The sequence below is a fragment of the Acetobacter vaccinii genome, assembly GCF_008365315.1.
Lineage (GTDB): Bacteria > Pseudomonadota > Alphaproteobacteria > Acetobacterales > Acetobacteraceae > Acetobacter > Acetobacter vaccinii.
This window is the reverse complement of sequence record NZ_CP043506.1, coordinates 453,735-479,863: the sequence shown is the minus strand read 5'-3', so window position 1 is coordinate 479,863 and position 26,129 is coordinate 453,735. Positions and strand designations below refer to the sequence as shown.

The following is a 26,129-nucleotide window of genomic DNA, read 5'->3' as shown; positions in this document are numbered from 1 at the left end:
CTGCAAATAATGACAGGCCACTTTTTGTCTTCGCAGTGGCCTGTTAGTCGGGTGGTCAGGGCTGTTCGTTCTGATCCTCAGAGCCCGACCGTAGGGCACGCTGGTAGCGTAGCTCTTCTTCCCGCTTCTGGCGTTTGCGGGCGCGTTCTTCTGCCATGTTGGCACCAAGGTGGCCGGTACCGCGCTGGGCGGCCAGACGTGTCTGGTGTTCGCGCTCGGCATGGCGGGTCTGGTGGCTGGCGTCCCAGCGGCCATGGCAATGGGGGCAGCTTGTCCCAGCTTCATACAGGGGGGACTGCCTGTCCTCTGGTGTCAGCGGGGCGCGGCAGGCGTGGCAGAGTTCCAGTGCGCCGGGTTTCAGGCCATGGCCGACCGTCACACGCTGGTCAAAAACAAAGCATTCCCCCTTCCACAGGCTTTCTGCCTCCGGCATGGTTTCCAGATACTTCAGAATACCGCCATGCAGGTGGTACACCTCGTCCAGCCCTTCCGCACGGACAAAGGCGGTGGCTTTCTCGCAGCGAATGCCGCCTGTGCAGAACATGGCAATGCGCGGCTTGCGGCCGGTGGCTTCAAAACGCTCCCGATTCTGGCGGAACCACTGGGGAAAGTCGCGGAAGGTTTTGATCTGCGGGTCCAGTGCATTCTCAAACGTGCCAACCGCTACTTCGTAATCATTGCGGGTGTCGATCAGGACCGTGTCCGGGTCACGCAGCAGGGTGTTCCATTCCTGCGGGTTGACGTAGGTGCCCACGCAGTGGTTGGGGTCGATGTTGTCCACGCCCATAGTCACGATTTCTTTTTTCAGGCGCACCTTCATCCGCAGGAAGGGCATAGCTGGAGCGCGGGAGAATTTGACCTCAATATCCGCACAGCCGGGCAGGGCACGGATCTGTTCCAGCACAGCCTGAATACCTGCATCCGGCCCGGCGATGGTGCCATTAATGCCTTCATGCGCCAGCAGCAGGATGCCGCGCACCCCATGGGCGACACAACTGTCCTGCAGGATGGGGCGCAGGGCTTCGGGCTGTGCGAAGGAGGTAAAGCGATACAGCGCGGCAACACAGACAGGCAGGTCCGTGGTGGGTGTTTCTGGCTGGGTGGCGGGTGTTGCGCTGGTGGTCATGGCGGGTCCTTGCGGGTGGGCGGGGCCATGGTCCTGTTGGGTGTCTGTCCTTGCGGGCAGGGTGGCCACGGCACGCCGGTTTAGCGGTCCAGACCGGGGCGGGACAAGTGTTTTCCTACCCCGGTCGGGCCTGATGTGCGTCGCCCGCAGGCGGACAGCCCGGCAGAGCTATGCTAGAGCCGGAGCAGGCAGACAGATCAACGGGGCGGAAGCATGGGGCAAGATCGCAGGGCAGGCGTTACGGCGGGAATAAACCGTTTTAACGACGGCGTGGCCATACGCATGACCTGGGTGTTTGGCAGCATATGGTGTGTGTACGCATTTTTTGTGTTTTCGCTCATTCCACTGCTGTTGCCCCAGTGGCAGGAAACACTGCTGTACATCAGCAACTGCATCCAGCTTGTGGCCTTGCCTGCGCTGATGGTGGGCAGCGCAGTGCTGAACCGCAGCGCCGACAAGCGCGCGGATGAAGACCATCAGGCTCTGCTGGAAATTCTGTCCGATGTGCGGGAGGAACTGGCTGACCTCAAGGTGCGCACAGCCGGAATTGCCCGTGATGCGAGTGCTGCTTTGCAGCGCCCGACTGTGGCCGATGTTTCCATTTCAGGGGAGACCTTCGTTAATATCAGCAGTGATGATGGCACTGTCGCGCCCTGACCCCGTTCTATGCGTGGACTTTTTCCTGACGGATGCCCGCGCTGATGCCCCGAACAGCCATGGCAGGCAAAAAGAATCCCATTAAGGTGATGACAGACGGCATGAGGGGTGATACACGCGTGTCTCCCCAGCCGTAGGCGGCGTTTTCCACTGCACCGCATGGGCCTGTGGATGAATCCGGCTAAAGCCGAATCGTACCCTCTTTAGCGCGTCAAGAGCGTTAAATGGTGCAAGAGTAAAAAAATAAAAAATTGTAGGAAAACTGCGGGTTCTAGAGAGTTTTTGTCTCTCGGGTCCATATTTTCCCTTGCAGAGTGGCCAGCGGAAAAACCTGTGGATATCCTTGTGGAAGTCAGGCTTGCTGCTGTGGCTTTTTGTCGGCTGGCCTGCCGTTGTCCACCTGTGCGCTGGGCTATCCATCAACTCGTCCACAGACAGCGGACCAAAGCCCAGAGTGGGAGAGGTATGGGGGCGAACCCCCATACCGGCGTGGTGTCAGGCCGTGGCCCGACAGCCAACGCAAAGTTTGTTGCCATCCGGGTCGCGCAGATAGGCAAGGTAGAGCGGGCCGACGCGTGTTTCGCGCACGCCGGGCGGGTTTTCAATGGCAGTGCCGCCATTGGCAACCCCGGCCTTGTGCCAGGCGTCCACCATGGCGGGGGAGGTCGCAGCAAAGCCGATTGTGCCACCGTTGGCAGGGGTCGCAGGCTTGCCGTCCAGCGGCTTTGTGACAATCAGCGACACACCATGGTGCGAATAGATCAGGCGACCCATGGCGTTGATGTCGGAGGGGGGGATGTCCAGGGCTGCAAAGACAGCGTTGTAGAATGCCTGGGAGCGGGCAATGTCGTTGCTGCCGATGGTCATGTGGGTGAACATTGCACACGGTTTCCTGTGCCGTTTGAAGGAAGGTCAGCTTATCGCTTTCCGACCCGGCGGCAAGGTCTGTTTAGCCCTGGCGCGCCATGACAGCAAAGCGGTGCTGACGGCGGAAGAACAGTTTTTCCCCAATCCATGAAACAACGTTCTGGATCGGCCCATGGGGTTTGACGCCAATGGTCTTGAAGATCATGTTCGTCACCCGGCGCAGGTGGTGCGGGCGGTAGTGCTTCATGGCGCGGGCCATATAGGCAGCGGTGCAGCGCTCGTGGTCGTAGGGCAGGCCTTCGGGGTCGTTTGTGGTGTGGTAGGCGGAGGCCAGCTCGTCATCCTCAGTTTCTGTCATGCGCCCGATGGCAATGCGCGCCCGTTCGATAACACCTATGTTCTCACGCGCCAGATAGCGGCGCATGTGGTCATAGAAGAGCTTGTAATGCCGGTATTCATCAGCCGCTATCTGCTTGCACAATGCCCGCAGCACGGGCTCCTCCGTGGCTTCCGCCAGGGCGGAATAGAAGGATGATGTGCCAGTTTCGACCATGCAGCGGGCAATAAGTTCGCCTGTGCGGGAGCCTCGAACCGACTCTTCGACATGCAGCGGGATCTGGTAGAAATCCCGGTAACGCTGGAAGGCGGCGTGGTAGTCCCATTGCGGGTCGGCCAGCATGGCCCAGCGGCCCAGGGCATCTCCGTGCTGGATTTCCTCCAGCGCCCAGTTGTCCACAGCCTCACGGAAATCAGGATCATCGCGGAAAACGTTGTTGAGGTAGAGCGCGTAGTCAACGCTGTTACGCTCCACCACAGAAGCCGCCTTGATTGACGAGAGCAGATCCTGATCCACTTTTGACGGATCAAACTGCTCCCATGGGAGCTGATCAATCTGCCAGTGTTTCATATACCTGATCTCCTCTCACGCCCGTGTCTGCACTGCGGATGCATTCCATCAGGTTGGGGTGGTGCCGTGGTGTGTCCACGCCTGTTGGAACGCGCTGGCTGGCGTTTTGGCAGCACTGTCCACGTGGGGGAAATCATGGGCGATAAAAAAGAGCGTGTGTCAAGACTACCCCACCCGATCAGGCGGTAAAGCCATGGGTGGGGGCTGTCGGCAACATGGGGGGCGGCAGGGCTGCCCTGGGGTGGTGCCGGGCGTGTTTCAGTCGGTTGTGCTGTCGGGGGCGGGCAGGTCTTCCCCGGCCTGAAGCGGGGGCAGGGGGCGTGGGCGGTGTTGCTCGTCCAGCGCCACAAAAATAAACTCGCCTTCCGTCACCTTGGAGGTGATGTGGGTATGCCGGGCACGCCGCCATGTCTGCACATGGATGGTCAGTGATGTCCGGCCCGTGCGGATAATCCGGGTGTAGATGCTGACCTCATCCCCCACCACCACGGGTTCAAGAAAGACAAGGCTGTTGATGGCAACAGTCGCGCAGCGGCCATTGGCGCGGAAGGCGGCGGTTGTGCCCGCGGCAAGATCCATCTGCGAGACAATCCAGCCACCAAACACGTCCCCTGCGGGGTTGGTGTCGGTGGGCATGGCCACAACGCGGATGGTGGGCATGCCCTGGGGCAGTTCGGCGCCGGTTGGCTGTGACATGGTGGGTATGATCCTCTAATGGCCCCAAAGGCCAAATGTAGCCTGACAGTGGAATATCACCAGCCTGTCAGGCTCTCAGTTTTGCGTGAACCGGGCGGAAAACCTCCGCCGTTTCAGTTGCGGATAAGGATGTAATTGACCGTGACATCAAAATTGATGAAGCGGTCTTTCATGTCCGGGGGGATCGGGGGCAACTGCGCGCCCTGGAACATGCCAACGGTTGAGGCGTCCAGCTCTGTCGAGCCGGAGGAGTTGGTCTCGAACACCTTGAACACGCGGCCTGTCCGGTCAAGGATGACGTGCACGGACGACCCGCCTTCCTCGCCCCGCTGGGCGGCTTCGGGCGGGTAGTACAGATGGCGGCGGATCCAGGAGTCAATTTCCGACGCATAGTCGCTGCTGACCCCCTTCACGCTGGTGCGCGAGGCATAATGGGCGTTCAGTTCCCCATTCTGCACCATTGGGCCGATGGACAGGTCAATCGGTGCGCCGGAGCCGCCGGGCCTGCCTGAGCGCCTGCGGCGTGGGGCGGGTGCTTCATCAAACGACAGGTCCATCGGGTGGTCGAAGGGCGATGGCGTGTGGTGGCTTGGCCGTGTGGTGGGCCTGGGGTGCGGGGCCGGTCGCGCCGGGGTTTTGGTCGGGTGCGCGTGGCCTGTCGTCGGGTGTGACGGGCGTGGGGTCGGGTGTGTTTTTTCAGGCTTGGGCAAGCCGTCGTCCGACTGGGGCAGCGGCAGGCTGTGGGTTTCTTCCTCGTTGGAGGGGCTGGGCTGTGCTTCGGCCGGGGTCGGGGGCGTTGTGCTGGCCTGCGATGCTTTTTTGGCTTCGTTACCGCCGCCAGCCTCGGGTGAGGGCTGGCCAACCATACCGCTGGAGGCATCGGGCTGGGAGAACACAACCTCCACCGGCTGGCTCTGGCTGGCCTGCGGGCTGCCTGCACCGGAGTGGGTGGCTGCTTTGTAGAACAGGGCCGCCAGCAGCAGGGCGTGTGCCAGCAGCGAGGCCACAAGAATGGGCGTGAGTGTGGGGTCGGCGTAAAGCTCGCGGCGGATCAGCGGGGTGGAGGCACCGCGTACGGGTTTGCCGGGCACCTGCGGCACAGGGGCCAGCGGCAGCAGTCGCGCCCAGGCAGCATTGCCCCCCTGCGCCACATCGGGGCGGGCTGTTGGGGGGGCTTGGGGGTCGGTCTGGGGTAAGAAACGGGGTTCCCGCCGCTTCGCTGCGGAGGATGCACGTGTCTTGTCATCCATGAACAGCGCGATGTCTCCCATTACCCCGCAGGAATCTGCCCATGCGGGAAAGCTGTTCGCTTTAGCACATACTCTGCCACTGCTCCACACACTGTGCCAGAGCGAAGTTGCATGGCATGGGGCGGAGCAATGCAGCCCCGGCCCCGGTGACGATCAGGCCGTTACCAGATTTTTACGCGCTGGTCCGGCGGCAGGTACAGTGTGTCGCCCGGTTTGACATCCCACGCCTTGTACCAGCTATCGATATTGTGCATGGGAATGTTCACCCGTGCCTGCGGGGGGGAGTGGGGGTCGGTGACTGCCAGACGGCGGACAGTATCTTCGCGCAGTTTTTCACGCCAGACCTGCGCCCAGCCCAGAAACACACGCTGGTCGCCGGTCAGACCGTCCAGCACGGGGGCAGGCTTGCCGCCGAGGGAGGCATGATAGGCGTCCAGCGCCAGTGTCAGCCCGCCTAGGTCGGCAATATTCTCGCCCATGGTCAGCTTGCCGTTGACATGCACGCCAGGCAGCACCTCAAACGCATCGTACTGAGCACCAAGCCTGCTGGCCAGTTTCTCAAACCGTTCGGCATCTTCCTTTGTCCACCAGTCCTTCAGGCGGCCATGTTCGTCAAACTGGCGGCCCTCGTCGTCGAAGGAATGGGTCATTTCATGCCCGATGACCCCACCGATGGCTCCGTAATTGACGGCACTGTCCGCCTTGGGGTTGAAGAATGGCGGCTGGAGAATGGCGGCGGGAAAGACAACTTCAACAAACAGCGGGTTGTTGTAGGCGTTGACGGTCTGGGGTGTCATATCCCATTCGTTCCGGTCAACCGGGCGGTCAAGGCGGACTAGCCAGTAGTGCCATTCATACGCCACGCCATTGCGGGCGTTGCCATAAACATCCCCCTTATGCACCGCAAGGCTGCGGTAATCGCGCCAGGTGTTGGGGTAACCGACCTGAATTTCAAAGTTTTCCAGCTTGTGCAGGGCGGCATCGCGCGTGGCGGGGCTCATCCAGCTATTGTTCCGCAGTCTTTCACGGAAAGCATTTTTCAGGTCGGCGGTCAGCTTCTGCATGGCCGCGCGGCTTTCGGGCGGGAAGTAGCGCTGCACATAAACCTTGCCTAGCGCCATGCCCATGGCGGTGTTGGTGGCCTGCACACCGCGTTTCCAGCGGGCGGGCAGGGCGGGCTGGCCGGACAGGGCGCTGGTAAAGGTAAAGCGGGTCTGCTCAAAACGCTCGGGCAGATAGGCTGCGGCGTTATCAACAAGGTGGAAGGCCAGCCAGGCCTTGAGGGTGTTCATGTCCGTTGTGGACAGAACATGCGCCTCACCTGTTATGGCCGACGGCTCGCCCACAATCAGGCTGCGGTGGTCAAGGCTGCGCGTGGGCAGGCCAGAGGCCTGCAACCAGGCGGTCCAGTCCAGACCGGGGGCTTTGGCGCTCAGCTCGGCCAGGGTCATGGGGTTGTAGGTTTTCTGCGGGTCGCGCAGGTCGGCACGTGCCCAGTGGGTTTCGGCCAGCCGGGTTTCAAAACCCACTATGGCTTCTGCGGCGGCCTTGGCGTCTGGCCAGTCAATAAGGGTCAGAGCCTGCTCGACATAGGCCTGGTAGGCTTTTTTCTTCGCGGCAAAAGCGGGCTTGAGGTAGTAGTCCCGGTCGGGCAGGCCAAGCCCCGCCTGATCAAGGTTGAGCGCATAGCGCGTAGGGTCTTTGGCATCAGGGTTGATGCCGAGTGAGAACGGGGCAAACTGGAACCCGCTGGGCGACGTGCCGGTAAGCGCGGCAAAGCCTGCCATGTCCTCGATAGCGCGGATCGCGGCCAGGTCGGTGGCCAGAGGCTGGATGCCCTGCCGCTCAACTTCCGCCGTATCCATGTAGGAGGCATAGAAGGTGCCCAGTTTTTCCTCGGTCGTGCGTGGGGCTGCTACACTATGGGCAGCCAGCTCGTCCAGAATGGTCTGCTCCCGCGTGCGCGACAGCTCAGCCAGGGCGTTGAACGGGCCGTAGCTTGTCATATCCGGCGGAATTTTCAGATGTTCCAGATAGGTGCCGTTGGCATAGCGGAAAAAATTGTTGCCCGGCAGAATGTCCATGTTCCGGCCTGACAGATTGACCCCCCAGGGGGCAAAGGCGCTTTCCTCGGCCTGTGGGCTGGTGGCCGGTTCGGTCGGAGCCGCAGCGGCAAGGCCGGGTGCAGCCAGCCCAAGGGTTGCGGTGAGCAGCAACAGGTGACGGAAAGAGGAACAGGCGCGAAAGCTGGGCACAGGCGGTCTCCGGTTTGTGTTGTCGCGGGTGGCCCTGACATGTGGCACCCTGTTTTTCTGGTCCAGAACAGACATCCGGTGCCTGTACCTTAACCAGCTTGCCCACGCCTGCCTACCCCGTGGGCTCCTGGGGCGGGCGGGTGCCTGCCCTTTGCCTTGTGAGAGTGTTACACGGGTGGGAAAGAGCAGAAAAAACGTTTGTTACGAGCGGAGGTTTCAGATGGTGTGTCTGGTTGTCAGGGCTGGCGGCAGTCAGGTTTTTCCCCACTGGAAGCAGCTTTTTGCTAACCTTATGCCCGAGCTTGAGGTTCGGGAGTGGGACGACCCGACCCTGGACCCCAAACAGGTGGATTATGCGCTTGTCTGGCAGCCCGAACCCGGCAGGCTGGCGGCCATGCCCAACCTGCGGGCTATCCTGAGTGTGGCGGCTGGTGTGGACCATGTGACCTGCGACCCCACATGGTCGCGTGCGATCCCCCTCATCCGTATGGGGGAGGAGGAAACACGGGTGCAGATGGCTGATTACGTTCTGTGGGCAGTCCTGTCCCTGATGCGCGATGCCGCCCGGTGGCAGGAGGGGCAGGGGCAGGGGGTCTGGGTCCGTCGAGAGCGCAGGCCCGCCCTGTCCAGCAGCACGCAGGTGGGGGTCATGGGGCTGGGCAGTCTGGGGGGCTATGTGGCCCGCAGACTTGTGGCAGCAGGTTTTCCGGTGGCGGGCTGGGCCCGCACCCCCCGGCAGATTGAGGGTGTCGTCTGCTACGCCGGGCAGGATGGTTTGGCCGCTTTTGTGGCGTCGAGCCATATTCTGGTGTGCCTGCTGCCGGAAACGGACGAAACACGGGGCCTGATTACCTACGATGTTCTCAGCCGCCTGCGGCAGCCCTCCGGTCTGGTCAACGTCGCCCGTGGCTCGCTGGTGGTGGAGGCCGATCTGCTGCGCGCGTTGGAGGACAAGAGCCTGCATGGCGCGGTGCTGGACGTGTTTGAGCATGAACCTTTGCCCCAAACCTCGCCCCTCTGGCACGCTCCACGCACTCTTATTACCCCACATATTGCCTCCGAGGCCTCCCGCCCCGCGCGGGCGCGGCAGGTTGCAGCCACTATCAGGGCGCTGGAACGGGGGGAGGAGGTTCCTCTGCGCTATGACCCCCAGCATGGATACTGAAGCACCGTGATGGTGGCAGGTCACCACCTTGTGCGTGTCGCAGGGCATGAGCTTGCCGTGCGGATAGCAGGCCCGGCGGAAGGACAGGTGCAGGCGGAGCCCCTGCTGCTGATCCATGGCTTTGGGGGCAGTAAAGAAAGCTGGCAACTGATTTTACCCGCTCTGTCCCAGACGCGGCGCGTGATCAGCTTTGACCTGCCCGGCCATGGTGCCTCCTCATGTGCCGTGGGGGATGGGAGCCTGCACACCCTGGCCGAGACTGTCAGCGGGTTGATGGCAGAGCTGGGTCTTGGCCGTGCCCATATTCTGGCGCACTCGCTGGGTGGGGGCATTGCTCTGGCTTTGCTGGCCCAGCAGCCTGCGGTGTTGCAAAGCCTGTGCCTGCTGGCCCCCGTAGGGCTTGGGAGTAGAGTCGCTATGGATTTTGTGGGGGCGTTGCCTGATGTGCGCTCGGCGGAGGCCATGCAGCAGCTTATGGCCATGGCTACGTTTGCTCCACGTGTTGGCCGTCGGGCCGCGCAGGCTCTGGTGCAGGGGCTGGACAGGCCGGGTGTAAGGTCTGCCCTGCGGCATATTGTTCAGGCGTGTTTTACGGCAGAGGGAGATACGGCGGATTTCCAGCCGGTGCTGGGTCAGGCTGGGGTGCCGGTGCGACTTGTCTGGGGGGCTGAGGACCGTATCGTGCTTTGCCCACCTGCGTTGACGGGGCAGGCTATTCTGCTCCCGCAGACCGGGCATCTGCCGCAACTGGAGCAGCCAGAGAGTGTTGTGCAGAGTGTAAACAGTTTTCTGGCAGGCCCGGGGCCGGGCTGACGCGGGGAGATGTCGTGGCCGGGGTTATCGCACACCCCAGCCACGACGGGCAGCGTTAGCCGCCGGATGCCAGATCGACCACGCCGATCACACCGTCTTCAGTCCCGTAGCCCAGCAGGCAGCCATCGGGGCTATAGGCCAGGGCGGTAATAGCGCCGATAGCACTGGTGGAGACAGGCAGAACCCGGTGGGTTGAAGGCTCCAGCAGCAGCACCGTGCCATTGGCAAACCCCGCAGCCACAACGTCCTGCGTGGGGTGGAACGCCACCCGCGTGCATAGCGCACCGCCAGCCCCGGCCAGTTCCACCGGGGGTTTGCCCATGGGGCCATTGCCGCTGAACGACCACATGACAACAACATCCGCCCCGCCTGTGGCCAGCCATTTGCCGTTGTGGGAAAACGACATGGAACGCACCTTGGTGGGGTAGCCACTCATACGCATGTTGTGGCCATCGGACAGCCGCCAGCCGTGCAGGTCGTTTTCCTGCATGGCGGTTACAACAGCCTCGCCCGCAGGGTGCATGGCAATGCTCAGGTGGCTGCCTTTCCATTCCAGCAGCCGGGGGCTGCCGTCTTTGGACTGGGTAAACCACACCGAAACCCCATTGTAGTGTGACACCGCAATGCGCTTGCCCTTGGGGTCAAACACAATGCCGCCAGCCGTGGTCGGGTGCTCGAGCGTACGCAGGACCGTGCGGCCCGTGGCGTCACGCAGTTCCACATTTTTGCCTGATGCGGCGGCAATCAGCGCGGTCTTGCCGTCCACATAGCTGGCAACATGCTCCACCCAGCGGCGACTTTTGCCCAGTTCCTCAATTTCGCCCGAAGGGTCCAGGCGGCACAGGCGGCCGTCATCCCCGCCGGTCAGCACACAGTCGGGCAGGGTGTCGGCTGACAGGCTCAGGGCCGGGCCGTCATGCACGGCGGTGACACTCCACTGCTCTGGCGCGCGGACATCAGCCCGGTGGGCGACAACCACATCCCCCATGACGGTGGTAAAAGCAAAGCGGCTGGAATCACGGGTGGCGGCGCAGGCGGTAATTTCCCCTTCCACCTTATGGTGGGCACCGCGTGTTTCAATCAGCCCGGTCGGGGCAGTCTGTGCGCTCATGCTGCAATGCAGCTTTCAAGACCACGGCGCAACTGCGGGCGGTTGAGGTTGCGGCCAATAAAGACCAGCTTGCTTTCGCGCGGTTCGCCCTCTTTCCAGGGGCCGATGTCGTTGCCGTCTGCCATCATGTGCACGGCCTGGAAGGCAAAGCGGTCCGGCTGGCCCGCAAAGTCCAGAATGCCTTTGGTGCGCAGCATGTCGGAGCCTTTTTCCTGCAACAGTGCGCTGATCCACATCTGAAAGCGCCCGGCGTCCAGAGGTTCGCGCACGGTCAGGGAAACGCTCGAAATATCTTCCTCATGGTGGTGTTCGGGGTTTTCGAGGAAGGACGGCATGGTGTCGAGCACACGCTGGAGGTCAAAGCCGCCCTGATCCAGCACGTCGGTCAGGGTGACATTGCCTTTTTGCGCGTGGTGGATGGGTGCCGCGGCGTTGAGCTTGCGCAGCGTGGTCTCGATTGTTTCCAGCCCGGCTGCGTCAACAAGGTCGGTTTTGTTGAGGATGATGACATCGGCAAACGCAACCTGCTCGCGCGCTTCGGTGCTTTCTTGCAGGGTCTGGAGCACGTTGTAGGCGTCTACGACCGTGACAACCGCGTCCAGCTTGGTTTTTGCACGGATGTCCTCATCCGCAAAAAAGGTCTGGGCCACGGGGGCTGGGTCGGCCAGACCGGTGGTTTCGACGATAATGCCGTCAAAGCGGTCGCGCCGGCGCATCAGGCCATTGAGGATACGGATCAGGTCTCCCCGCACGGTACAGCAGATGCAGCCGTTGTTCATTTCGAACACTTCTTCATCCGCATCCACGACCAGGTCATTATCAACGCCAAGTTCGCCAAATTCGTTGATGACAACGGCATATTTGCGCCCATGCTGCGCAGTCAGGATATGGTTGAGCAGCGTGGTCTTGCCTGCACCAAGGAAGCCGGTCAGGACAGTAACCGGCACGCGGGTATCGGCCGCACCCTGTGGCATGGCGTCTGGCGCGGAAGAAGCATCGGACATGGGGGAAGGTCTCCGTGTTGTACAGGGATCTCTGTCATATAGTCCGCCCTGGGGCGAGAGACCAGAGACAGCCTGCCCAAGCCCGCCCTCCTACTCCTGAGGGGCAGGGTTGGGGGGCTCTGCATCGCCATCCGGGTTAGATGGCGCAGGGGCGTTTTCAGTTTTTGGGCGTGGTGGTGTCGGCGCTGGCCTGGGCTTTCTTGCGGGGCTCGGCCGAGCGCAGAAAGCGGATGGCCAGAGTGCTGTAAAGCGCATGGCTGCACAACGCGCGTGAGACACCAAAAGCCAGAAACGCGCTGGCCATAAGGGCCAGGGTAATCTGCTGGTTGTCGCTCATTTCCATCACAATAACCGTGGCGGTCAGTGGTGCCTGGGTGACAGCGGCAAAATAGGCCACCGTGCCCAGCAGGATGACAGCTTCAGGCGGGGTGTGGGGCAGGAAATGGCCAATCCAGCCCCCCATGCCAGCCCCTACGGACAGGGACGGGGCAAACAGCCCGCCCGGAATGCCAGAACAGTAGGAAACAAGGGTGGCCAGCAGCTTAAGCAGAAAGAACGAGGCATGGTAATGGTCCGACCCCATCAGGATTTCACGTGCCTGAAGGTAGCCGGTGCCGTACGTCATGCCATCGGACAGCAGGCCGATAATGGCCAGCGCCAGCCCGCATAGTGCCGCAAAGACCAGAGGGCGGCGGGTAATAAATGCACCCGCCCGGCCCGGTATCCCGCGTGAGATACGGACAAGCAGGGCGGAGAACATACCCCCCGTCAGCCCGCCAATCAGCCCGCAGGCCAGCACGGCCAGCCACCCGGCTCCCAGCGGCACGGTCGAGTAGGTATGGCCGAAATAGGTGTAATTGCCCACCAGAGCGATGGCGGTCACACCGGAGATGATAACGCAGGTCAGCATGGTGCCGCTGGTGCGTTGTTCAAAGGAGTGAGCCAGTTCCTCAATCCCGAACACAATGCCAGCCAGAGGGGTATTAAAGGCTGCGGCAACCCCGGCAGCCGCCCCGGCCTTGACCAGCGCCCGTTGGCGGCTGATGTCTGTCACCCCGGCAAAACGCCCGACCGTGTGCATGATGGAGGCCCCAACCTGCACGGTTGGCCCTTCCCGCCCGATGGAGGCCCCAGCCAGCAGGCCAAGGCATGTCAGGCCAATCTTGGCCAGTGCGATCCGCAGGGACAGCACTTTTTCCACAATCCCCATGTCATTCAGGTGCATGCAGGCAATGGCCTGGGGGATACCGCTGCCCTGTGCACCGCGGAACCAGCGGCGTGTCATCCAGGTGGACAGCACAAGCCCTGCGGGAGCCAGCAGCAGCATGATCCAGGGGTTGTTGCGCACAATATGGCTACGCTGGTGCGCTGCCCAGTCGGCCGCACCGGCAAAGCCTACGGCCACCAGCCCGACAATAACGGCGCCAGACCAGTAAATGAGCTTGCGCCGCCAGTTGACAGTCCGGTTCCTGGCATGTTCGCGCAGGTGGCGGAGGGATTCAGGCGTTGAAAACCCGCTGGGTATCATGTCGGGGGTCGCAGTCTTTCAGGAAAGAATGCGGCGCATCCTAGACAGTCCCCTTCTGAGGCAAAAGGGCAGGGGCTTTTTTTATTTGGAGTGTGACATCGCTGCCCTGTTGGTGTTCGGGCTGGGCCAGAACACTATGCCTTCGTGCTTGGCCAGGTTTTCAGGCTCGACATGAATATGCACAAGCGTGCTGCCCATGTGGGCTCTGAGCGCGCCCTCGATACGGTCGCAGATATCATGCGCCTGCGTCACACTCATGCTGCCGGGCACAACAAGGTGGAAGTCCAGAAACGTCATGGCCCCGACAATACGGGTGCGGATATCATGCGCCTCTATCGCCCCCTGGCCGTTCAGCGCGATAATATCGCGGATCTGGTCAAGGGTGCCGGGTTCTGGGGCCTGATCCATCAGCCCGGCGATGGAATCGCGCATGACTTCCCAGCCAACCCGCAGCACATTGACCGCAATCAGCCCCGCCAGCACCGCATCCAGCCGCGCCCAGCCGCTGAGCGAGACCAGACTGACCCCGACCACCAGCGCGCCCCCGGTCCAGACATCGGACAGCACATGCTGCCCGCCCGCCACCAGTGCGGGGGACCGGCGTTTGCGGCCAACCCGCAGCATGGTCAGCCCCCAGGCAAGGTTGAGGAGTGTGGCGGCACCGTTGAGCATCAGCCCGTTCCATGGTGCCTGGATCGGCTGGGGGTTCATCCAGCCTTCCACCGCTTCCCGACCGATGACAAAGGCTGTCACCACAACCAGCGTGCCTTCGGCCACGGCGGACAGATACTCCGCCTTGTAGTGGCCATAGGTGTGGTTATGGTCGGCAGGGCGTTCGGCAATGGTCAGCGCCCATAACCCCCCTGCGGCGGAAATGACGTTGATGATTGTTTCCACCGCGTCGGCGTACAGGGCAAGGCTGCCGCTGACCAGATAGGCCGCATATTTCAGCCCCAGAGCCAGCAGGCTGACCACAAGGCTGAGAATGGCAATGCCCTTGTTGCTTTCGGGCAGGGGCAGGGTGCTCATTGGGCGTGCTCGGCTGGTGGCTGGGTGGGGTGGGTGTCAGATGGCATGCGGGTCGGTCAGGTGGCACAGGGGGGCGTAATCCTGTGTTTCGATCTGCACCGTGGGGTGGGCAATGCCAAAACGCTGGCGCAGCGTGCTGACAATACCATCAAGCAGGCTGGCCTCCTCCTGCGCGCTCAGCGCTGCAGGGGCACGCACCAGATGCACCGTCAGGGCCGTTTCCGTTGTGCTGAGCGGCCAGATATGCAGGTCGTGGTAGTCGGTAATACCGGGGATGGCGCGCAGATAGGCTTCAAGCCCGCTGGCATTGATCTTGCGGGGCACGGCATCGAGCGCCATGTCCAGCGAATCTTTCAGCAAGGACCACGTGCCAAGCACCACCACAACGGAAATGGCAAGGCTGAAGGCCGCGTCAATCCAGTGCAGGCCGGTCAGCAGCATCAGCCCCCCGGCGATGACAACGGCAAGGGATGTCACAGCATCGGACAGCAGGTGCAGGAACGCCCCGCGGATGTTCAGATCGTCCTTCTGCCCGGCTGCGAACAGCATGGCGGAGGCACCATTCACCACAATGCCCAAGGCTGCGACAATCATCATCGTCCGGCCCGCAGGCGTTGCGGTATAGGGGGTAATCAGGCGTGACACGGCCTCCCACGCCACACCGCCGGTTACCAGCATCAGCACCAGCGCATTGGCCAGTGCCGCCAGAATGGACGAACGCCGCAACCCGTAGGTAAAGCGGGCCGACGGCCCCTTGCGGGACAGATGTTCGGCTAGCCACGCCGCACCAAGGGCCATGACATCGGACAGGTTATGTCCTGCATCGGCCAGCAGCGACAGCGAGTTGGACAGCACGCCCCACACAGCCTCGGCCACAAGGTAGAGGGAGTTGATGGCAATCCCTATGGCAAACGCCTTGCCGAACGAGGCCGGAGCATGGCTGTGGTGGTGCCCGAATCCATGCTCATGTGCATGCCCATGTCCGTGCCCATCCTCGCCCCCGTGGCCATCACAGGCATGCCCGTCATGGGTGTGGTCATGGTCGTCATGCGTATGGGGGTGGTCCGGGTGGGACATGGGTCAGCCTGCCTTAAGACAGGGGGCCATGCGGCCCCGTGTATGTCTGGTGTCTATGTAGGCTGCACTCTGCGGGGAAGAAAAGAGGAATTTCCATGACACGCCCCAGCCCTGTCCGTGGCTGGGGCGCGCCCAGCCGTTGCGCCCCAATGCCTTTCCGGCATAGGGAAGGGGCATAAGCCGTCTTTCTTCTCTCTTCTGTCTATGGGTGCTCTTTCCTTCCATGCTCCGCCTGACCGAACTGCGCCTTCCGCTTGACCATTCCCCCGATGCGCTGGCCAAGGCCATTTGCGACAGGCTGGCTATTACCCCCGAGCAACTGGAGCATTTCAGCATTTTCCGGCGGGGGCATGACGCGCGTCGGCGGGACGCCATCCGGCTGGTTTATACGCTCGATTGCACGGTGTCGGACGAGGCCGCAGTCCTGGCCCGTTACCGGGAGGTTAACCCGAAGGACCCGCACGTGCAGCCCACCCCCGACATGGCATGGCACGCCCCTGTGGCCGATGGCGCAGCCCTTGCGGCCCGGCCCGGCTACCAGCGGCCGGTTGTGGTGGGGGCAGGGCCATGTGGTTTTATGGCTGCGCTGATCCTGGCCCGCATGGGGCTGCGGCCCCTGTTGCTGGAACGGGGCAAGGTTGTGCGCGAACGCACGGTGGATACCTTTGCTCTTTGGCGGCGGTCGGAACTGAACCCCGAAAGCAATGTGCAGTTTGGGGAAGGTGGTGCGGGAACATTCTCCGATGGCAAGCTGTACAGTCAGGTGCGTGACCCGCGCTTTCTTGGTCGCAAGGTGCTGGAGGAATTTGTAAAGGCAGGCGCCCCGGAGGATATTCTCTACCTTGCCCACCCGCATATTGGCACGTTCCGGCTAGTCTCCATGGTCGAGCATATCCGCCGCGAGGTGGAGGAAGCCGGAGGGGAATACCGCTTCCAGTCCAGGGTGGAAGACCTGCTGCTGGACCCGGCCACACGGCAGGTTCGTGGCCTGCGTCTGGCCGATGGTGAGGTCATTGAGACCAGCCATGTCATTATGGCCGTGGGGCATAGTGCGCGCGACACCTTTGCCATGTTGCAGGCTCAGGGCGTTGCCATGCAGGCCAAGCCGTTCTCGATCGGGGTGCGGATCGAACATCCGCAGTCGGTTATCGATCTGGCACAGTTTGGAGCCTGCGCGGGCAACAGCCTGCTGGGAGCGGCGGAATACCGGCTGGTACACCATGCCAGCAACGGGCGTGGTGTTTATTCCTTCTGCATGTGCCCGGGCGGTACAGTCGTGGCGGCAACGTCAGAAGAAGGCCGGGTGGTCACCAATGGGATGAGCCAGTATTCCCGCGCTGAACGTAACGCCAATTCCGGTATTGTGGTCGAACTGCGGCCCGGACAGGACTACCCGGATGACCCATTGGCGGGCATGGCGTACCAGCGCCATTGGGAGCAGCAGGCTTTTGTGGCGGGTGGTGGTGACTATCGCGCCCCTGCCCAGCGGATTGAGGATTTTCTGGCCGGGCGGCCCTCCGTGTCGCTGGGGACGGTGGTGCCGTCCTACAAGCCGGGTGTGACCCCAACTGACCTGGCAACCTGCCTGCCTGATTTTGTCGTGGAAGCCCTGCGCGAAGCCCTGCCAAAGTTTGATCGCAAGCTGCGTGGCTACGCCATGGGCGATGCGGTCATGACAGGGGTGGAAACTCGGACATCCTCCCCCATCCGGGTAACACGGGGGGAGGACGGGCAGTCAACCAACACGCCGGGCCTGTACCCGGCGGGGGAAGGGGCAGGTTATGCCGGGGGTATCCTGTCCGCCAGTATGGACGGTATCCGCGTGGCGGAGGTTGTCGCACAGGCGCTTGCCGGGTTGCCCGCGCAACTGCGGCAGTAAGGTCTGTTCTGCTGCCAGCCCGCGCCATGCGGGTGCTGGCAGCAGAGCGTGTTCAGCCGTGCTGGGCCAGGAACTGCTCAACTAGTTCTGAAAAACGTTGCGGGGCATCAGCATGCACCCAGTGCCCTGCGCCTGCTATGCTCTCCAGCCTATGGTTGGGGAACAGGCGCTGCATGGCGGGGTAGTTGTCGGGCTGGACATAGGGTGAGTCCTCACCCCGGATAAACAGTGTCGGTCCGGTGTAGCAGGCATCTTCTGGCAGGGCGGGCCAGTCCATGAGGGCGGGGAATGCTGCCAGAATGTCGGTCAGCCCAATGGCCCAGCCGGGATTGTCGCCCAGGCGGATGTTCTGCACCATCAACTGCCGCACGGCATCGTTGGGAATAAGCGGGCGCAGCAGGTCGTTGGCACCATGCAGGTCGAGTGCGGGGGGGAAGACCAGCTTTTCCAGCCCCTGCGGCAGGTCGAGTGAGGAAAAACCACCCCGGCCTGGGGCAATATCCACAACAATCAGCGCCTTGACGGTCTGGGGGTGGCGTAGGGCCAGCATCATGGAGGTTTTGCCGCCCATGGAATGGCCAAGCAGCACGGCAGGATCTGCGGCGTGGTGTTGCAGGGTTTCGCGCACATCATCCGCCATGATGGGGTAGGACATGGGGCCATGCGGGCTTGCGCCGTGGTTACGCAGGTCCATGGCCAGTGTGCGGCGGGTTGCAGCCAGTCGGCGCTGCACAAAGCCCAGATTGCGGGCGCGGCCGAACAGACCATGCAACAGCGCTACAGGCAGCGGGCTGGTGGTTGCGGTGGGTTCGGGGGTGCGTTCAATCACGTTCAGCAGCACGGGATGGGTCTTTCCTGTGTTTACGGGGCCATGACAGTGCCATATCTGCCAGCCGGGGCGTTTTGCCCTGCTTTGACCATGAAGGCGAGAGGGAACACACTGTTTTTTCTTCACCTTCCAGAGAGAGGCAGGGCGTGGCACTGTCATGCGGATGTGGTGCTTACGGCCCGTATTCCGCACCGCAGCAAGGCCGTAGAACATAAGGACAGACAGGGAAATGCAGCGTTGTCTTGTAATTCTGAACCAGCCAGATCAGGCCGATGTGCTGCTGCACATGGCGGCCCAGGTCATGGCGCGGGTCAATGGCAGCCGCATGGACGTTCTGGCCGCACGTGCCCCGGTTGAGGATGGTGGGGGGGAGCCCGAGGGGGCGACAGGCACATCGCAGAAAGACTGGGCCGAGGGGCTGCACGTCACTTATCGGACCTGGCTGGTCAAGCAGTATGGTGCTCCCGCAAACCGGCTGGACAGGCTGGAAGTCAACTGGCTGGACCCCGTTATTACGGTGGATGGCGTTGTCAGTGCCTTTGCGCGGGATGCGGATATTCTCATCATGGGCTTTCCCGGCCCCAAGGACAGCGCGCACAAGCGCCAGTTGGCACAGGCGCTGGTTTTTCGCACAGGGCAGCCGGTTCTGCTGGTGCCTCCGTTCTGGGACAGACCGAGTGGGGACCATGTGCTGCTGGCCTGGAAGGAAACTGGTTGCTGCCGCCGCGCGTTTGAGGCCGCTGCGGCCTTCCTGCCCGGCGCGAGGGAGATTGATGTCATTGTCCCTCCGGGGCAGGCGTTGCCGCCCGATGTGCTGCCCGGCTTTTCCGCTACCCGGCGGGAGCTTGCGGTGCATGGGGGAGGTAAAGCGGCCATAGGGCAGGCTTTGCTGGACACGGCACACAACCTGCATGCCGACATGCTGGTCATGGGGGGCTATGAACACGGCATGCTCTATAGCCGCCTGATGGGGAGCGTGACCGACTATATTCTGGCCCACCCGGAAATCCCTGTGCTGCTGCGCCATTAAAACCAGCGGTCTCCAGTGCCCGCGTGCACTGGGGCAACGGTGTTAGGCATGTGTTATCAGTATGATAATGCCTGCGCGGCTAGGCTGGGGAATGACCAGTCGTTTCCTGCGTAACAGCCTTAGCATCAAGCCGCGCTGGCCCTTGTGGCATTGTGTGCTGCTGGTTGCCCTGCCTTTGTGTGTGCATCTGCCCGAACTGCTGGGGCCACTTTTGCCGGGGCATCTGACGTCCGACCCGCGTTCGATCCTGTCCGTGGCAACAACCACCCGCCGGAACTGGCTGGAAGGGGGTCTGTTGCCCGGTCTGCCTGGCTGGGTGGATGGGTGTGCTGGGGTTATTGTGCAGGCGTTGGGCCGCCTTGTCGCGCGGGACTGGATGCATGGTATTCTGCCGACATGGAACCCGTACGACGGGGTAGGCATGCCTCTGGCAGGGGAGTATCAGCCCGCAGCGTTTTTTATGCCCTTTGTGTTGCTGCTGGGGCTGCCTGGTGGGCTGTTGCTGTTCAAGATTACCCTGCAGGTGCTGGCAGGGCTGTGCATGTACGCGTTTTTGCGTGCTCTGGCGCTGGACCCGCGGGCTGTGCTGGTCGGGGCGTTGCTCTGGGCTTTTAACGGCACGTTTGCCTGGGCGACGGATGGCCCTATCCAGCCGCTGGCGTTTGCGCCGCTGGCTCTGCTGGGGGTGGAGCAGTTACGGGGCAGGCCGACAGGTCAGGGCTGGGGATGCCTGGCTCTGGGGCTTGGCTGGCTGCTGCTGGCGGGCTTTCCCGAGACTGCATTTCTGCTTGGCACGCTGGTGTTCTGCTGGGCGGTCATGCGCTGTGTTCAGCAACCTTACGGAACCCGGCTGGGATTTGCCTTGCGCGTGTTGGCGGGTGGTTGCGTTGCCCTGCTGCTGGCCTTGCCCCAGCTTGTCGTGTTTTTTGACTATCTTTCCCACGCCTGGATTGGGCCACATGCCGGGGTTATGGACATCCCCCACCCCATGCCTAGTTGGATTATGAGCCTTTTCCCCTACATGCATGGTCTGGCGTTTTATGGCCCCGCCACGCTGTATGCGGCCTGGTGGGGCATGGGGGGATACTGGGGGCTGACACTGCCCTTTCTGGCGCTAATGGCCATATGGGGCCAGAGGGATCGGCCTGCACGGGGGCTGCTTGTAGGGTATGTGCTGGCCTGTGTGGCCAAGCAGGCCAACATGCCCGGTGTGACAGCCCTGCTGGATATGGTGCCGGGTATCGGGCGCACCTATTTCCACCGTCTGTGTTATCCGGCGGAGGAACTGGCCATGATTGTGCTGGCGACCTTCACGCTGGATGATCTGTGCCGTCTGCCGGTGCAGGGGGTGGAAAAGCCTTGGTGGACGCGGGGCCGCCTGTCCGGTCTGGCACTTGTTTTGCTGTGTCTTGGGTGTGTGTGCGGGGTGCTTTGGTGGTGGGATGCGCCGGTGCGTACCATTCTGGACGGGTATAGCCACGGGCTGCTGTCATCTATGGGGTATCGGGTGCTGTCTGTCCTGATTGGGGTGGTGGCTCTGCTGGGGTGTGTGCTGGCGTTTGTGGTGCCGGGCGTGGGGGCTCGCGGGCGTATGCTCCTGGCGGGGGGCAGTGTGGTTGGGGAATCCCTTGTGCTGTTTTGTATCCCCTTGCTGTCGCTACGCCCGGCTTTGCCGGTCGATACGGTTTTACTGACAACTCTGCAGCGAGAGATTGGCCTTAACCGCTTTGTCTCGCTCGGGGTCTTGCCGCCAAATTATGGGGCGTATTACGGGCTGGCCTCGATCAACCACAATGGTGTACCCATGCCTGCGGCCTGGATTGCGCGTTTGCAGCGGGACTTTGGCGCTGACCTGGACCCTGTAACGTTTGATGGCATAACCTCCACCCGGCAGGGCCATACCTTTCTGGCCAATGCGTTGGCGCACCCGGCACGGTTGGAGCAGTTGGGGGTGGCTCTTGCTGTCGTGCCTCATGGGACTGTGGCGGAGGGCTGGCAGGCATTGCCCGTGCAGGACAGGCCAGTCCTGATCTACAGCAGCGGAGCGAACGACCTGTACAGGCTGGCGCATCCTGCTCCGTATTTTGATGGTGGGCCAGACTGCAAGGTGACCAGTGTCGGGCGTGATACTGCGCGGGTGTTGTGTGCCCGCCCAGCAACCCTGATCCGGCGGGAACTCATGCTGCCGGGTTGGACGGCCAGCATTAACGGACGGCAGGTCGTGCCCGGCATGCAGGACGGGCTGTTCCAGCGTCTGTCCTTACCTGCGGGGCAGGTGGAGGTTCATTTTGCCTTTACCCCACCAGGGTTGTGCTGGGGCTGGTTTGGGTTTTGTGCGGGCCTATTGCTACTGGCCTTTGGTTTTAGGCCGCACAGGGCAGATGGCCGGTCCGCTCTTACGTTGGCTGGGGTGTACGGGCCTGCCGGGTAAACCACCAGCACAGGGCAGTAAAGCAGATCCCACCCAGTAATGGCGGTAGGAATGCCGGCAGCACACCCGCCAGTGACAGGACATTGTCCTGCCCTGCCAGGCCGGAAAGGGCCGCTTGGGCGACCCCGGTCAGACTTTCCCCGACAATAAAGCCTGACGCGACCATTGTGCCGGTTGTGTCGGGCTGAGCAGGGTTCTGCCGATTGCGTTTGATGGCCCAGCCCAGAACGGCCCCGGCAGCAAGGGTCAGGCTGACGGAGGCAGGCAAGTATAGCCCCACGGCTACACCCAGTGGTGGCAGGGCCAGCGCCTTGCGGCGTAACAGCAGGTCCAGGCCAATCAGCCCCACACCCAGGGCGGCCCCTGTGCCCAGCATGCTCCAGTCCAGCGCATGGGTGAAAATACCATGCACAATCATCATAATCAGTGCAGGCTGGGGGGCTGCCAGAGCGCGGGTGGGGTCCATGCCGGGGTGTGGCAGGGCGTCCGTAAACCCGTAAGCCTGGTACAGCAGATTAAGCACGGGTGGGATAACGGCAGCCCCTGCAATACATCCTGCGACAAGCGCTGCCTCCTGCTTCCAGGGAGAAGCCCCGACAAGCTGGCCGGTCTTAAGGTCCTGTAGATTGTCGTTGGAAATCGCGATGGTGGCCGTAATGGCAGAGAGCACCAGAATGGTAAAAGCGGTTGCCAGGCGCTGCCTGTCGGCCATCAGGGCCGGAGGGATCATATTCAGGGCTTCCAGCCCCAGCAGCATCAGGGCCGCAAGGACGGCCCCCACAATGATAATGCCGGAAATGGGGGAGGATGATGACCCGACAAGCCCCGCCATATACCCACAGGCTGCCGCCATGATGAAGCCAAAAATAACGCAGAACCCAACCGCGGCACCCACCAGAGGCCACCCGCCATCAGGCAGGAACGGGGCCAGAAACGCGGCAAAAAACCAGCCGAGCATGGCGGTGGACAGCAGCAGCAACACAATCATGGCGCGGGGGGAGAGGTCTCTTTCCCGGTCATGCAGCACGTCATGCTCTGGGCGTTGCAGCACTGTGCGCAGCCCTGCCACAACAGGGGGCAGCAGCTCCACCAAGGTCCATAACGCGGCAACAGCAATGGCTCCCGCCCCGGCAAAGCGCACTTTGTGCAGCCACAGGGCGTGGGCGAAAGCGGCCGGGGCAAGGTGGTCGGGGTTGGGCAGGTAGGCTGTCAACCATGGCACGGCAACACCCCAGGCCAGAGCGCAGCCCGCCAGCATGGCCAACCCGCCGGAAATGCCAACCAGGTAGCCTGCCCCGATCAGGGCGGGGGATAACCCGGCCTGAAGCTGGAACACAGCCTGTCCGGCACTGGCGGTCAGGGTCAGAGTGTCGGAGAAAATCCGTACCGTGCCAGACCCAAGGGAAAACAGGGTGGACATGACCCCCCCTGCCACCAGTGCGCGCAGGTTGCGGCTGTCTGTGGTATCGGCTCCGGCCCGCAGGATTTCGGCCGCGGCGACACCTTCAGGGTAGGGCAGGCTACTGCGGGTGACCAGGGCGTGGCGCAGGGGGATGGTGAACAGCACCCCAAGCACTCCTCCGGCCAGTGACAGTCCGGCAGTCTGCCAGAAGGGAAATTCCTGCCAGAAGCCGCACAGGATCAGCCCCGGGAATGTGGCAAAAACGCAGGATAACGTTCCCGCTGCCGAGGCTTGGCTTTGCACCATGGTGTTCTCAAGCAGCGTGCCGCCGCCCAGCATGCGCAGAACAGCCATGGAAATGACAGCGGCGGGAATGGACGAGGCAAAGGTCAACCCGATCCGCAGGCCCAGATAGACATTGGAGGCGGTGAAGATAACGGTAATGACCGCGCCCAGGATCAGGCCACGCAGTGTCAGTTCCCGGCGGGCGGGGCAAGAGGTCATGCGTGAGGCTCCCCAGCGGTTATGGCAGCGGGGGAGCCTGCCTGCTGCGCCCCGCCTTGGCGTATCGTCGCGCATTACGCCAGGCGGGACAATTTGTCTTTAGTGGATGGGCTTAGAATGTCAGCTCAAGGTTGCTTTGCACAAACGCCCCGGAGGACGCTCCGGCCTTGATCATGGTCTTGGAGGCAAAAATATACTCGCCGTCGATACTGAGGGTAATGTGCCGTGTGGCACGCCAGGTAAAGCTGGCCTGCGGCATGGTGGCTGTATAAGACCCGCGCGGCCGGAAACCATAAGGGTTAACCCCGTTGGGATAGACCGCGTCCGAGCGGCTGTTGCGCCAGATGGCAGGCACCTTCATCAGCAGTGTGGTGTTGGGTGTGGGGGACACCGTGGCAATAGGCCCTACGTCGATAATGTTGGACTGGCCGATATAGGTGCTCAGGTCCAGATAGTAGGCGCTAGGCACGAAGGGAGACAGAAAGCCACCCCAGCTTGAGGACTTGCTTTTGTTCATGTTGCCGCCCGATACATCATCCACCTGGATACCAATGGCCGGGTGACCGGGCCATTTGGCAAAGCGCCAGGACAGGGTGGCGTCGATCGCATAGGCGGATACCGGGCGGCTGGGCCCGGCATTATTGGCGGGGTTGAAAGTGCCCCCCTGCCACATGGCCCCGACGGAAAATTCCAGCGGCCCGGCATTGCCCCACACACGCATGCCCGGCGTGTCGCGGTGGGTTGACCCCGCAACAGAGGTATTGGCGGCGAGTGTCGGCAAGGATGTACGGGACAGGATGTAGCCCAGATAGAATGTATCGACAAAAATCTGGCTATTACGGTTCAGGAAGGTGAACTTCGGCACCGCATAGGACGTATAGAGCCCGAACAGCCGCGTGTCCCACCCGACTTCGTTGTGGAAGGCAATGCGCGGGCTTGTGTCGGTCAGGGTCAGGTAGAACCCGTCGATGCGGAAGTTTTTCCAAAAGGCGTAGCCGCGCAGCCCGTTCCATGAATACGGAATGGACGGATAGACACTGCCCGCCGTCACATAGGGTGGTGCATCCAGGAACGTCATGCGGCCAACCATGCCGCCCATGGTGGCACCCAGCGCATGGCCGCGTACTTCCACAAAGGCCTGTTGGGCATCCAGCTTGCTGCGCCACCGGCCGCCGGCATAACCGTAGTAGTTGATGCCGCCTGCCTGGCCGCTCATCAGTTCCCCATACAGGCGGACGTGCTCGCCCAGATGCAGGTCTGCCCCAAGGTTCCAGCGGAAGTTGTTACGATAGGCGGGGCTTTTTTTGGTGCTGCCAAATCCGGCCCGCTGGTCGTAAAAATTGTGCTGGCGGAAGTTACCGCTGAGGGAAAGATAGTAATCCCCCTTGTCGTTGAAGGGGATGTATTTGAGCGCATCCATGGCATCAATGCGGTTGCGCTTGTCTTTCAGGTTCGACCAGTCCTCCGCCCAGCGGGAGACGGCATAGTACCCCACAGTACCAAACCCTGCGGCAGCCCCCGTATTGGCGTTAAAGACCCCCCATGGACCTTGATGCAGCAGGGAAGTGGGCAGGGGGTTGAGTTCCAGCGTCTGCGGCTGCCCGTAGGCTTCCGGGCGGCTGGTCAGCGGGGGCAGCAGGCGCATGGAGTTCCAGAAGCCGGATTTTGCAGCCGGGGGCTGCTCCACCGTGACAACAGCAGGCGATGGCGGTGTGGGGTTAACGCGTGGTGCTGCCGCAGCGGGGGCCTCCTGCTGCGGTGGGGTGTGCGGATAATTCAGATGGGCGGCGTTGGGTGCGGTTTCGGCATGGGCGGCAGTGCCCAGCAGGCACGCCATGGCAACAGGGGCGGCCAGTATGGCGTGGCAGACCGCAGGCTGGCTGCGACACCAGAAAACAGAGGAACGGGACGGGCTGGGCGGGGAGGAAGAAAGCAGGCGCGCTTTCCGTGCCATAGGCGATCCGGTGTGCATGAACTCTGAGACCTCCTGATTTATTATTATTTTGTATGAAGGTAATCAATTCATTATATGAATGACTTATATCCATTTAAATGCACAAAATGCGCTCAGGTCATATCGCATTTGCGTGTAGCGCATTGCATGGGCTTTAAAATTTTTGTCATCTCACCTGCGTTGGCTTTTCCCAGCGTGGTGGTCCGCTAGGTTTTCCCTAGAGGCAAAGCGGTTGCGGACGCGCTTTTTTGAAAAATGCCGCATATCGGGTGCCTGCTCGCCTGTCTGGTTCTGTGACCGTGATGATGTGCCCTGAACCTCCTTCCTGCCCGTAAAACTTTGATGATTCGTCAAGATCAGGAGCATTTGCCCAACTGTGGGGCATGGGGGTGGTTTGCCGTCCCCCATGGCAGGGGTATGCAGAGGCAATCAGGCTGTAAGGTAATGGCTGGCAGAGCAGGGCCAGCGCCCTGCAAGGGCGGGCGCGCAAAGGTTGCGGCGGTCCGGGCAGATGGCCTATAGCGGGCGGCACGGATCGGACTGTGGCCATGGTCCAGGGCTTGTCGTGCGTCTGATTATGGCGGTGGCGGCCTGTGCCGGGCCACGCTACCCCCC

General features: G+C 62.2%; 20 protein-coding genes. 6 read left to right on the top strand and 14 right to left on the bottom strand.

Annotated features, from left to right (window positions below; genetic code table 11):
- Window positions 1–55: 55 nt before the first annotated feature.
- Window positions 56–1,126 carry an oxygen-dependent tRNA uridine(34) hydroxylase TrhO gene (trhO, locus tag FLP30_RS02125; RefSeq protein ID WP_149278138.1) on the bottom strand — a complete coding sequence of 357 codons (1,071 nt, stop codon included), beginning with the start codon at window positions 1,124–1,126 and terminating at the stop codon, window positions 56–58.
- Window positions 1,127–1,339: 213 nt separating this feature from the next.
- Here trhO and FLP30_RS02120 point away from each other — a divergent pair, with 213 nt between their 5' ends.
- Window positions 1,340–1,783: a hypothetical protein gene (locus FLP30_RS02120; RefSeq protein ID WP_149278137.1), complete on the top strand. Its 444-nt coding sequence runs from the start codon at window positions 1,340–1,342 to the stop codon at window positions 1,781–1,783.
- 495 nt (window positions 1,784–2,278) lie between these two features.
- Here the strand turns inward: FLP30_RS02120 and FLP30_RS02115 are convergent, their stop codons facing one another.
- The 5 genes from FLP30_RS02115 to FLP30_RS02095 all read right to left on the bottom strand — a co-directional run bounded on the left by FLP30_RS02115 (window position 2,279) and on the right by FLP30_RS02095 (window position 7,758).
- Entirely contained in the window at window positions 2,279–2,662 is a 384-nt protein-coding gene (locus FLP30_RS02115) for a VOC family protein (protein WP_149278136.1), read from the bottom strand.
- A gap of 70 nt (window positions 2,663–2,732) precedes the next feature.
- Window positions 2,733–3,557 carry a ferritin-like domain-containing protein gene (locus FLP30_RS02110; protein ID WP_149278135.1) on the bottom strand — a complete coding sequence of 275 codons (825 nt, stop codon included), beginning with the start codon at window positions 3,555–3,557 and terminating at the stop codon, window positions 2,733–2,735.
- A 258-nt stretch (window positions 3,558–3,815) separates the two neighbouring features.
- Window positions 3,816–4,253, bottom strand: coding sequence for an acyl-CoA thioesterase (locus tag FLP30_RS02105; protein WP_149278134.1), 438 nt, complete (start codon window positions 4,251–4,253; stop codon window positions 3,816–3,818).
- Between the two features lie 113 nt (window positions 4,254–4,366).
- The gene (locus FLP30_RS02100) at window positions 4,367–5,503 is read right to left on the bottom strand and encodes an energy transducer TonB (protein WP_246856562.1); all 1,137 of its coding nucleotides are present in this window, start codon (window positions 5,501–5,503) and stop codon (window positions 4,367–4,369) included.
- Window positions 5,504–5,664: 161 nt separating this feature from the next.
- Window positions 5,665–7,758 carry a M13 family metallopeptidase gene (locus tag FLP30_RS02095; RefSeq protein WP_246856561.1) on the bottom strand — a complete coding sequence of 698 codons (2,094 nt, stop codon included), beginning with the start codon at window positions 7,756–7,758 and terminating at the stop codon, window positions 5,665–5,667.
- A 220-nt stretch (window positions 7,759–7,978) separates the two neighbouring features.
- Between FLP30_RS02095 and FLP30_RS02090 the strand changes: the two genes are divergently transcribed.
- Both FLP30_RS02090 and FLP30_RS02085 read left to right on the top strand, forming a co-directional pair.
- Window positions 7,979–8,923, top strand: a complete 945-nt coding sequence (locus FLP30_RS02090) for a 2-hydroxyacid dehydrogenase (RefSeq protein WP_149278131.1) — start codon at window positions 7,979–7,981, stop codon at window positions 8,921–8,923.
- 9 nt (window positions 8,924–8,932) lie between these two features.
- Window positions 8,933–9,736: an alpha/beta fold hydrolase gene (locus FLP30_RS02085; RefSeq protein ID WP_246856656.1), complete on the top strand. Its 804-nt coding sequence runs from the start codon at window positions 8,933–8,935 to the stop codon at window positions 9,734–9,736.
- 55 nt (window positions 9,737–9,791) lie between these two features.
- Here FLP30_RS02085 and FLP30_RS02080 read toward each other — a convergent pair whose 3' ends face one another.
- From FLP30_RS02080 to FLP30_RS02060, 5 genes are all read right to left on the bottom strand, one after another.
- Window positions 9,792–10,847, bottom strand: a complete 1,056-nt coding sequence (locus FLP30_RS02080) for a WD40 repeat domain-containing protein (protein ID WP_149278129.1) — start codon at window positions 10,845–10,847, stop codon at window positions 9,792–9,794.
- Complete coding sequence (locus FLP30_RS02075; protein ID WP_149278128.1) at window positions 10,844–11,851, bottom strand: CobW family GTP-binding protein; 1,008 nt, start codon at window positions 11,849–11,851, stop codon at window positions 10,844–10,846. Before FLP30_RS02075 ends, FLP30_RS02080 begins: the two co-directional genes overlap by 4 nt.
- Before the next feature lie 157 nt (window positions 11,852–12,008).
- Window positions 12,009–13,379: a chloride channel protein gene (locus FLP30_RS02070; RefSeq protein WP_149278127.1), complete on the bottom strand. Its 1,371-nt coding sequence runs from the start codon at window positions 13,377–13,379 to the stop codon at window positions 12,009–12,011.
- Between the two features lie 81 nt (window positions 13,380–13,460).
- Window positions 13,461–14,408 (bottom strand): cation diffusion facilitator family transporter, encoded by a 948-nt coding sequence (locus tag FLP30_RS02065; RefSeq protein WP_149278126.1) that lies wholly within the window; start codon window positions 14,406–14,408, stop codon window positions 13,461–13,463.
- Between the two features lie 36 nt (window positions 14,409–14,444).
- On the bottom strand, window positions 14,445–15,485 hold the full coding sequence (locus FLP30_RS02060; protein ID WP_149278125.1) for a cation diffusion facilitator family transporter: 1,041 nt from the start codon (window positions 15,483–15,485) through the stop codon (window positions 14,445–14,447).
- Window positions 15,486–15,708: 223 nt separating this feature from the next.
- On the opposite strand from FLP30_RS02060, the gene FLP30_RS02055 reads away from it, so the two are divergent.
- Window positions 15,709–17,364 (top strand): NAD(P)/FAD-dependent oxidoreductase, encoded by a 1,656-nt coding sequence (locus FLP30_RS02055; protein WP_149278124.1) that lies wholly within the window; start codon window positions 15,709–15,711, stop codon window positions 17,362–17,364.
- 52 nt (window positions 17,365–17,416) lie between these two features.
- Here the strand turns inward: FLP30_RS02055 and FLP30_RS02050 are convergent, their stop codons facing one another.
- Window positions 17,417–18,205 (bottom strand): alpha/beta fold hydrolase, encoded by a 789-nt coding sequence (locus tag FLP30_RS02050; RefSeq protein WP_149278123.1) that lies wholly within the window; start codon window positions 18,203–18,205, stop codon window positions 17,417–17,419.
- A gap of 217 nt (window positions 18,206–18,422) precedes the next feature.
- Between FLP30_RS02050 and FLP30_RS02045 the strand changes: the two genes are divergently transcribed.
- Together FLP30_RS02045 and FLP30_RS02040 are read left to right on the top strand one after the other, a co-directional pair.
- Window positions 18,423–19,223 carry a universal stress protein gene (locus FLP30_RS02045; protein WP_149278122.1) on the top strand — a complete coding sequence of 267 codons (801 nt, stop codon included), beginning with the start codon at window positions 18,423–18,425 and terminating at the stop codon, window positions 19,221–19,223.
- Window positions 19,224–19,314: 91 nt separating this feature from the next.
- Complete coding sequence (locus tag FLP30_RS02040; protein ID WP_246856560.1) at window positions 19,315–21,654, top strand: hypothetical protein; 2,340 nt, start codon at window positions 19,315–19,317, stop codon at window positions 21,652–21,654.
- On the opposite strand, the gene FLP30_RS02035 is transcribed toward FLP30_RS02040, so the two are convergent.
- Together FLP30_RS02035 and FLP30_RS02030 are read right to left on the bottom strand one after the other, a co-directional pair.
- Complete coding sequence (locus FLP30_RS02035; protein ID WP_149278121.1) at window positions 21,620–23,560, bottom strand: OPT family oligopeptide transporter; 1,941 nt, start codon at window positions 23,558–23,560, stop codon at window positions 21,620–21,622. The two genes, FLP30_RS02040 and FLP30_RS02035, sit on opposite strands and share 35 nt — an antisense overlap.
- Window positions 23,561–23,672: 112 nt before the next feature.
- A complete protein-coding gene (locus FLP30_RS02030; protein ID WP_246856559.1) occupies window positions 23,673–25,514 on the bottom strand; it encodes an alginate export family protein in 1,842 nt (613 codons plus the stop codon).
- Window positions 25,515–26,129 lie beyond the last annotated feature (615 nt).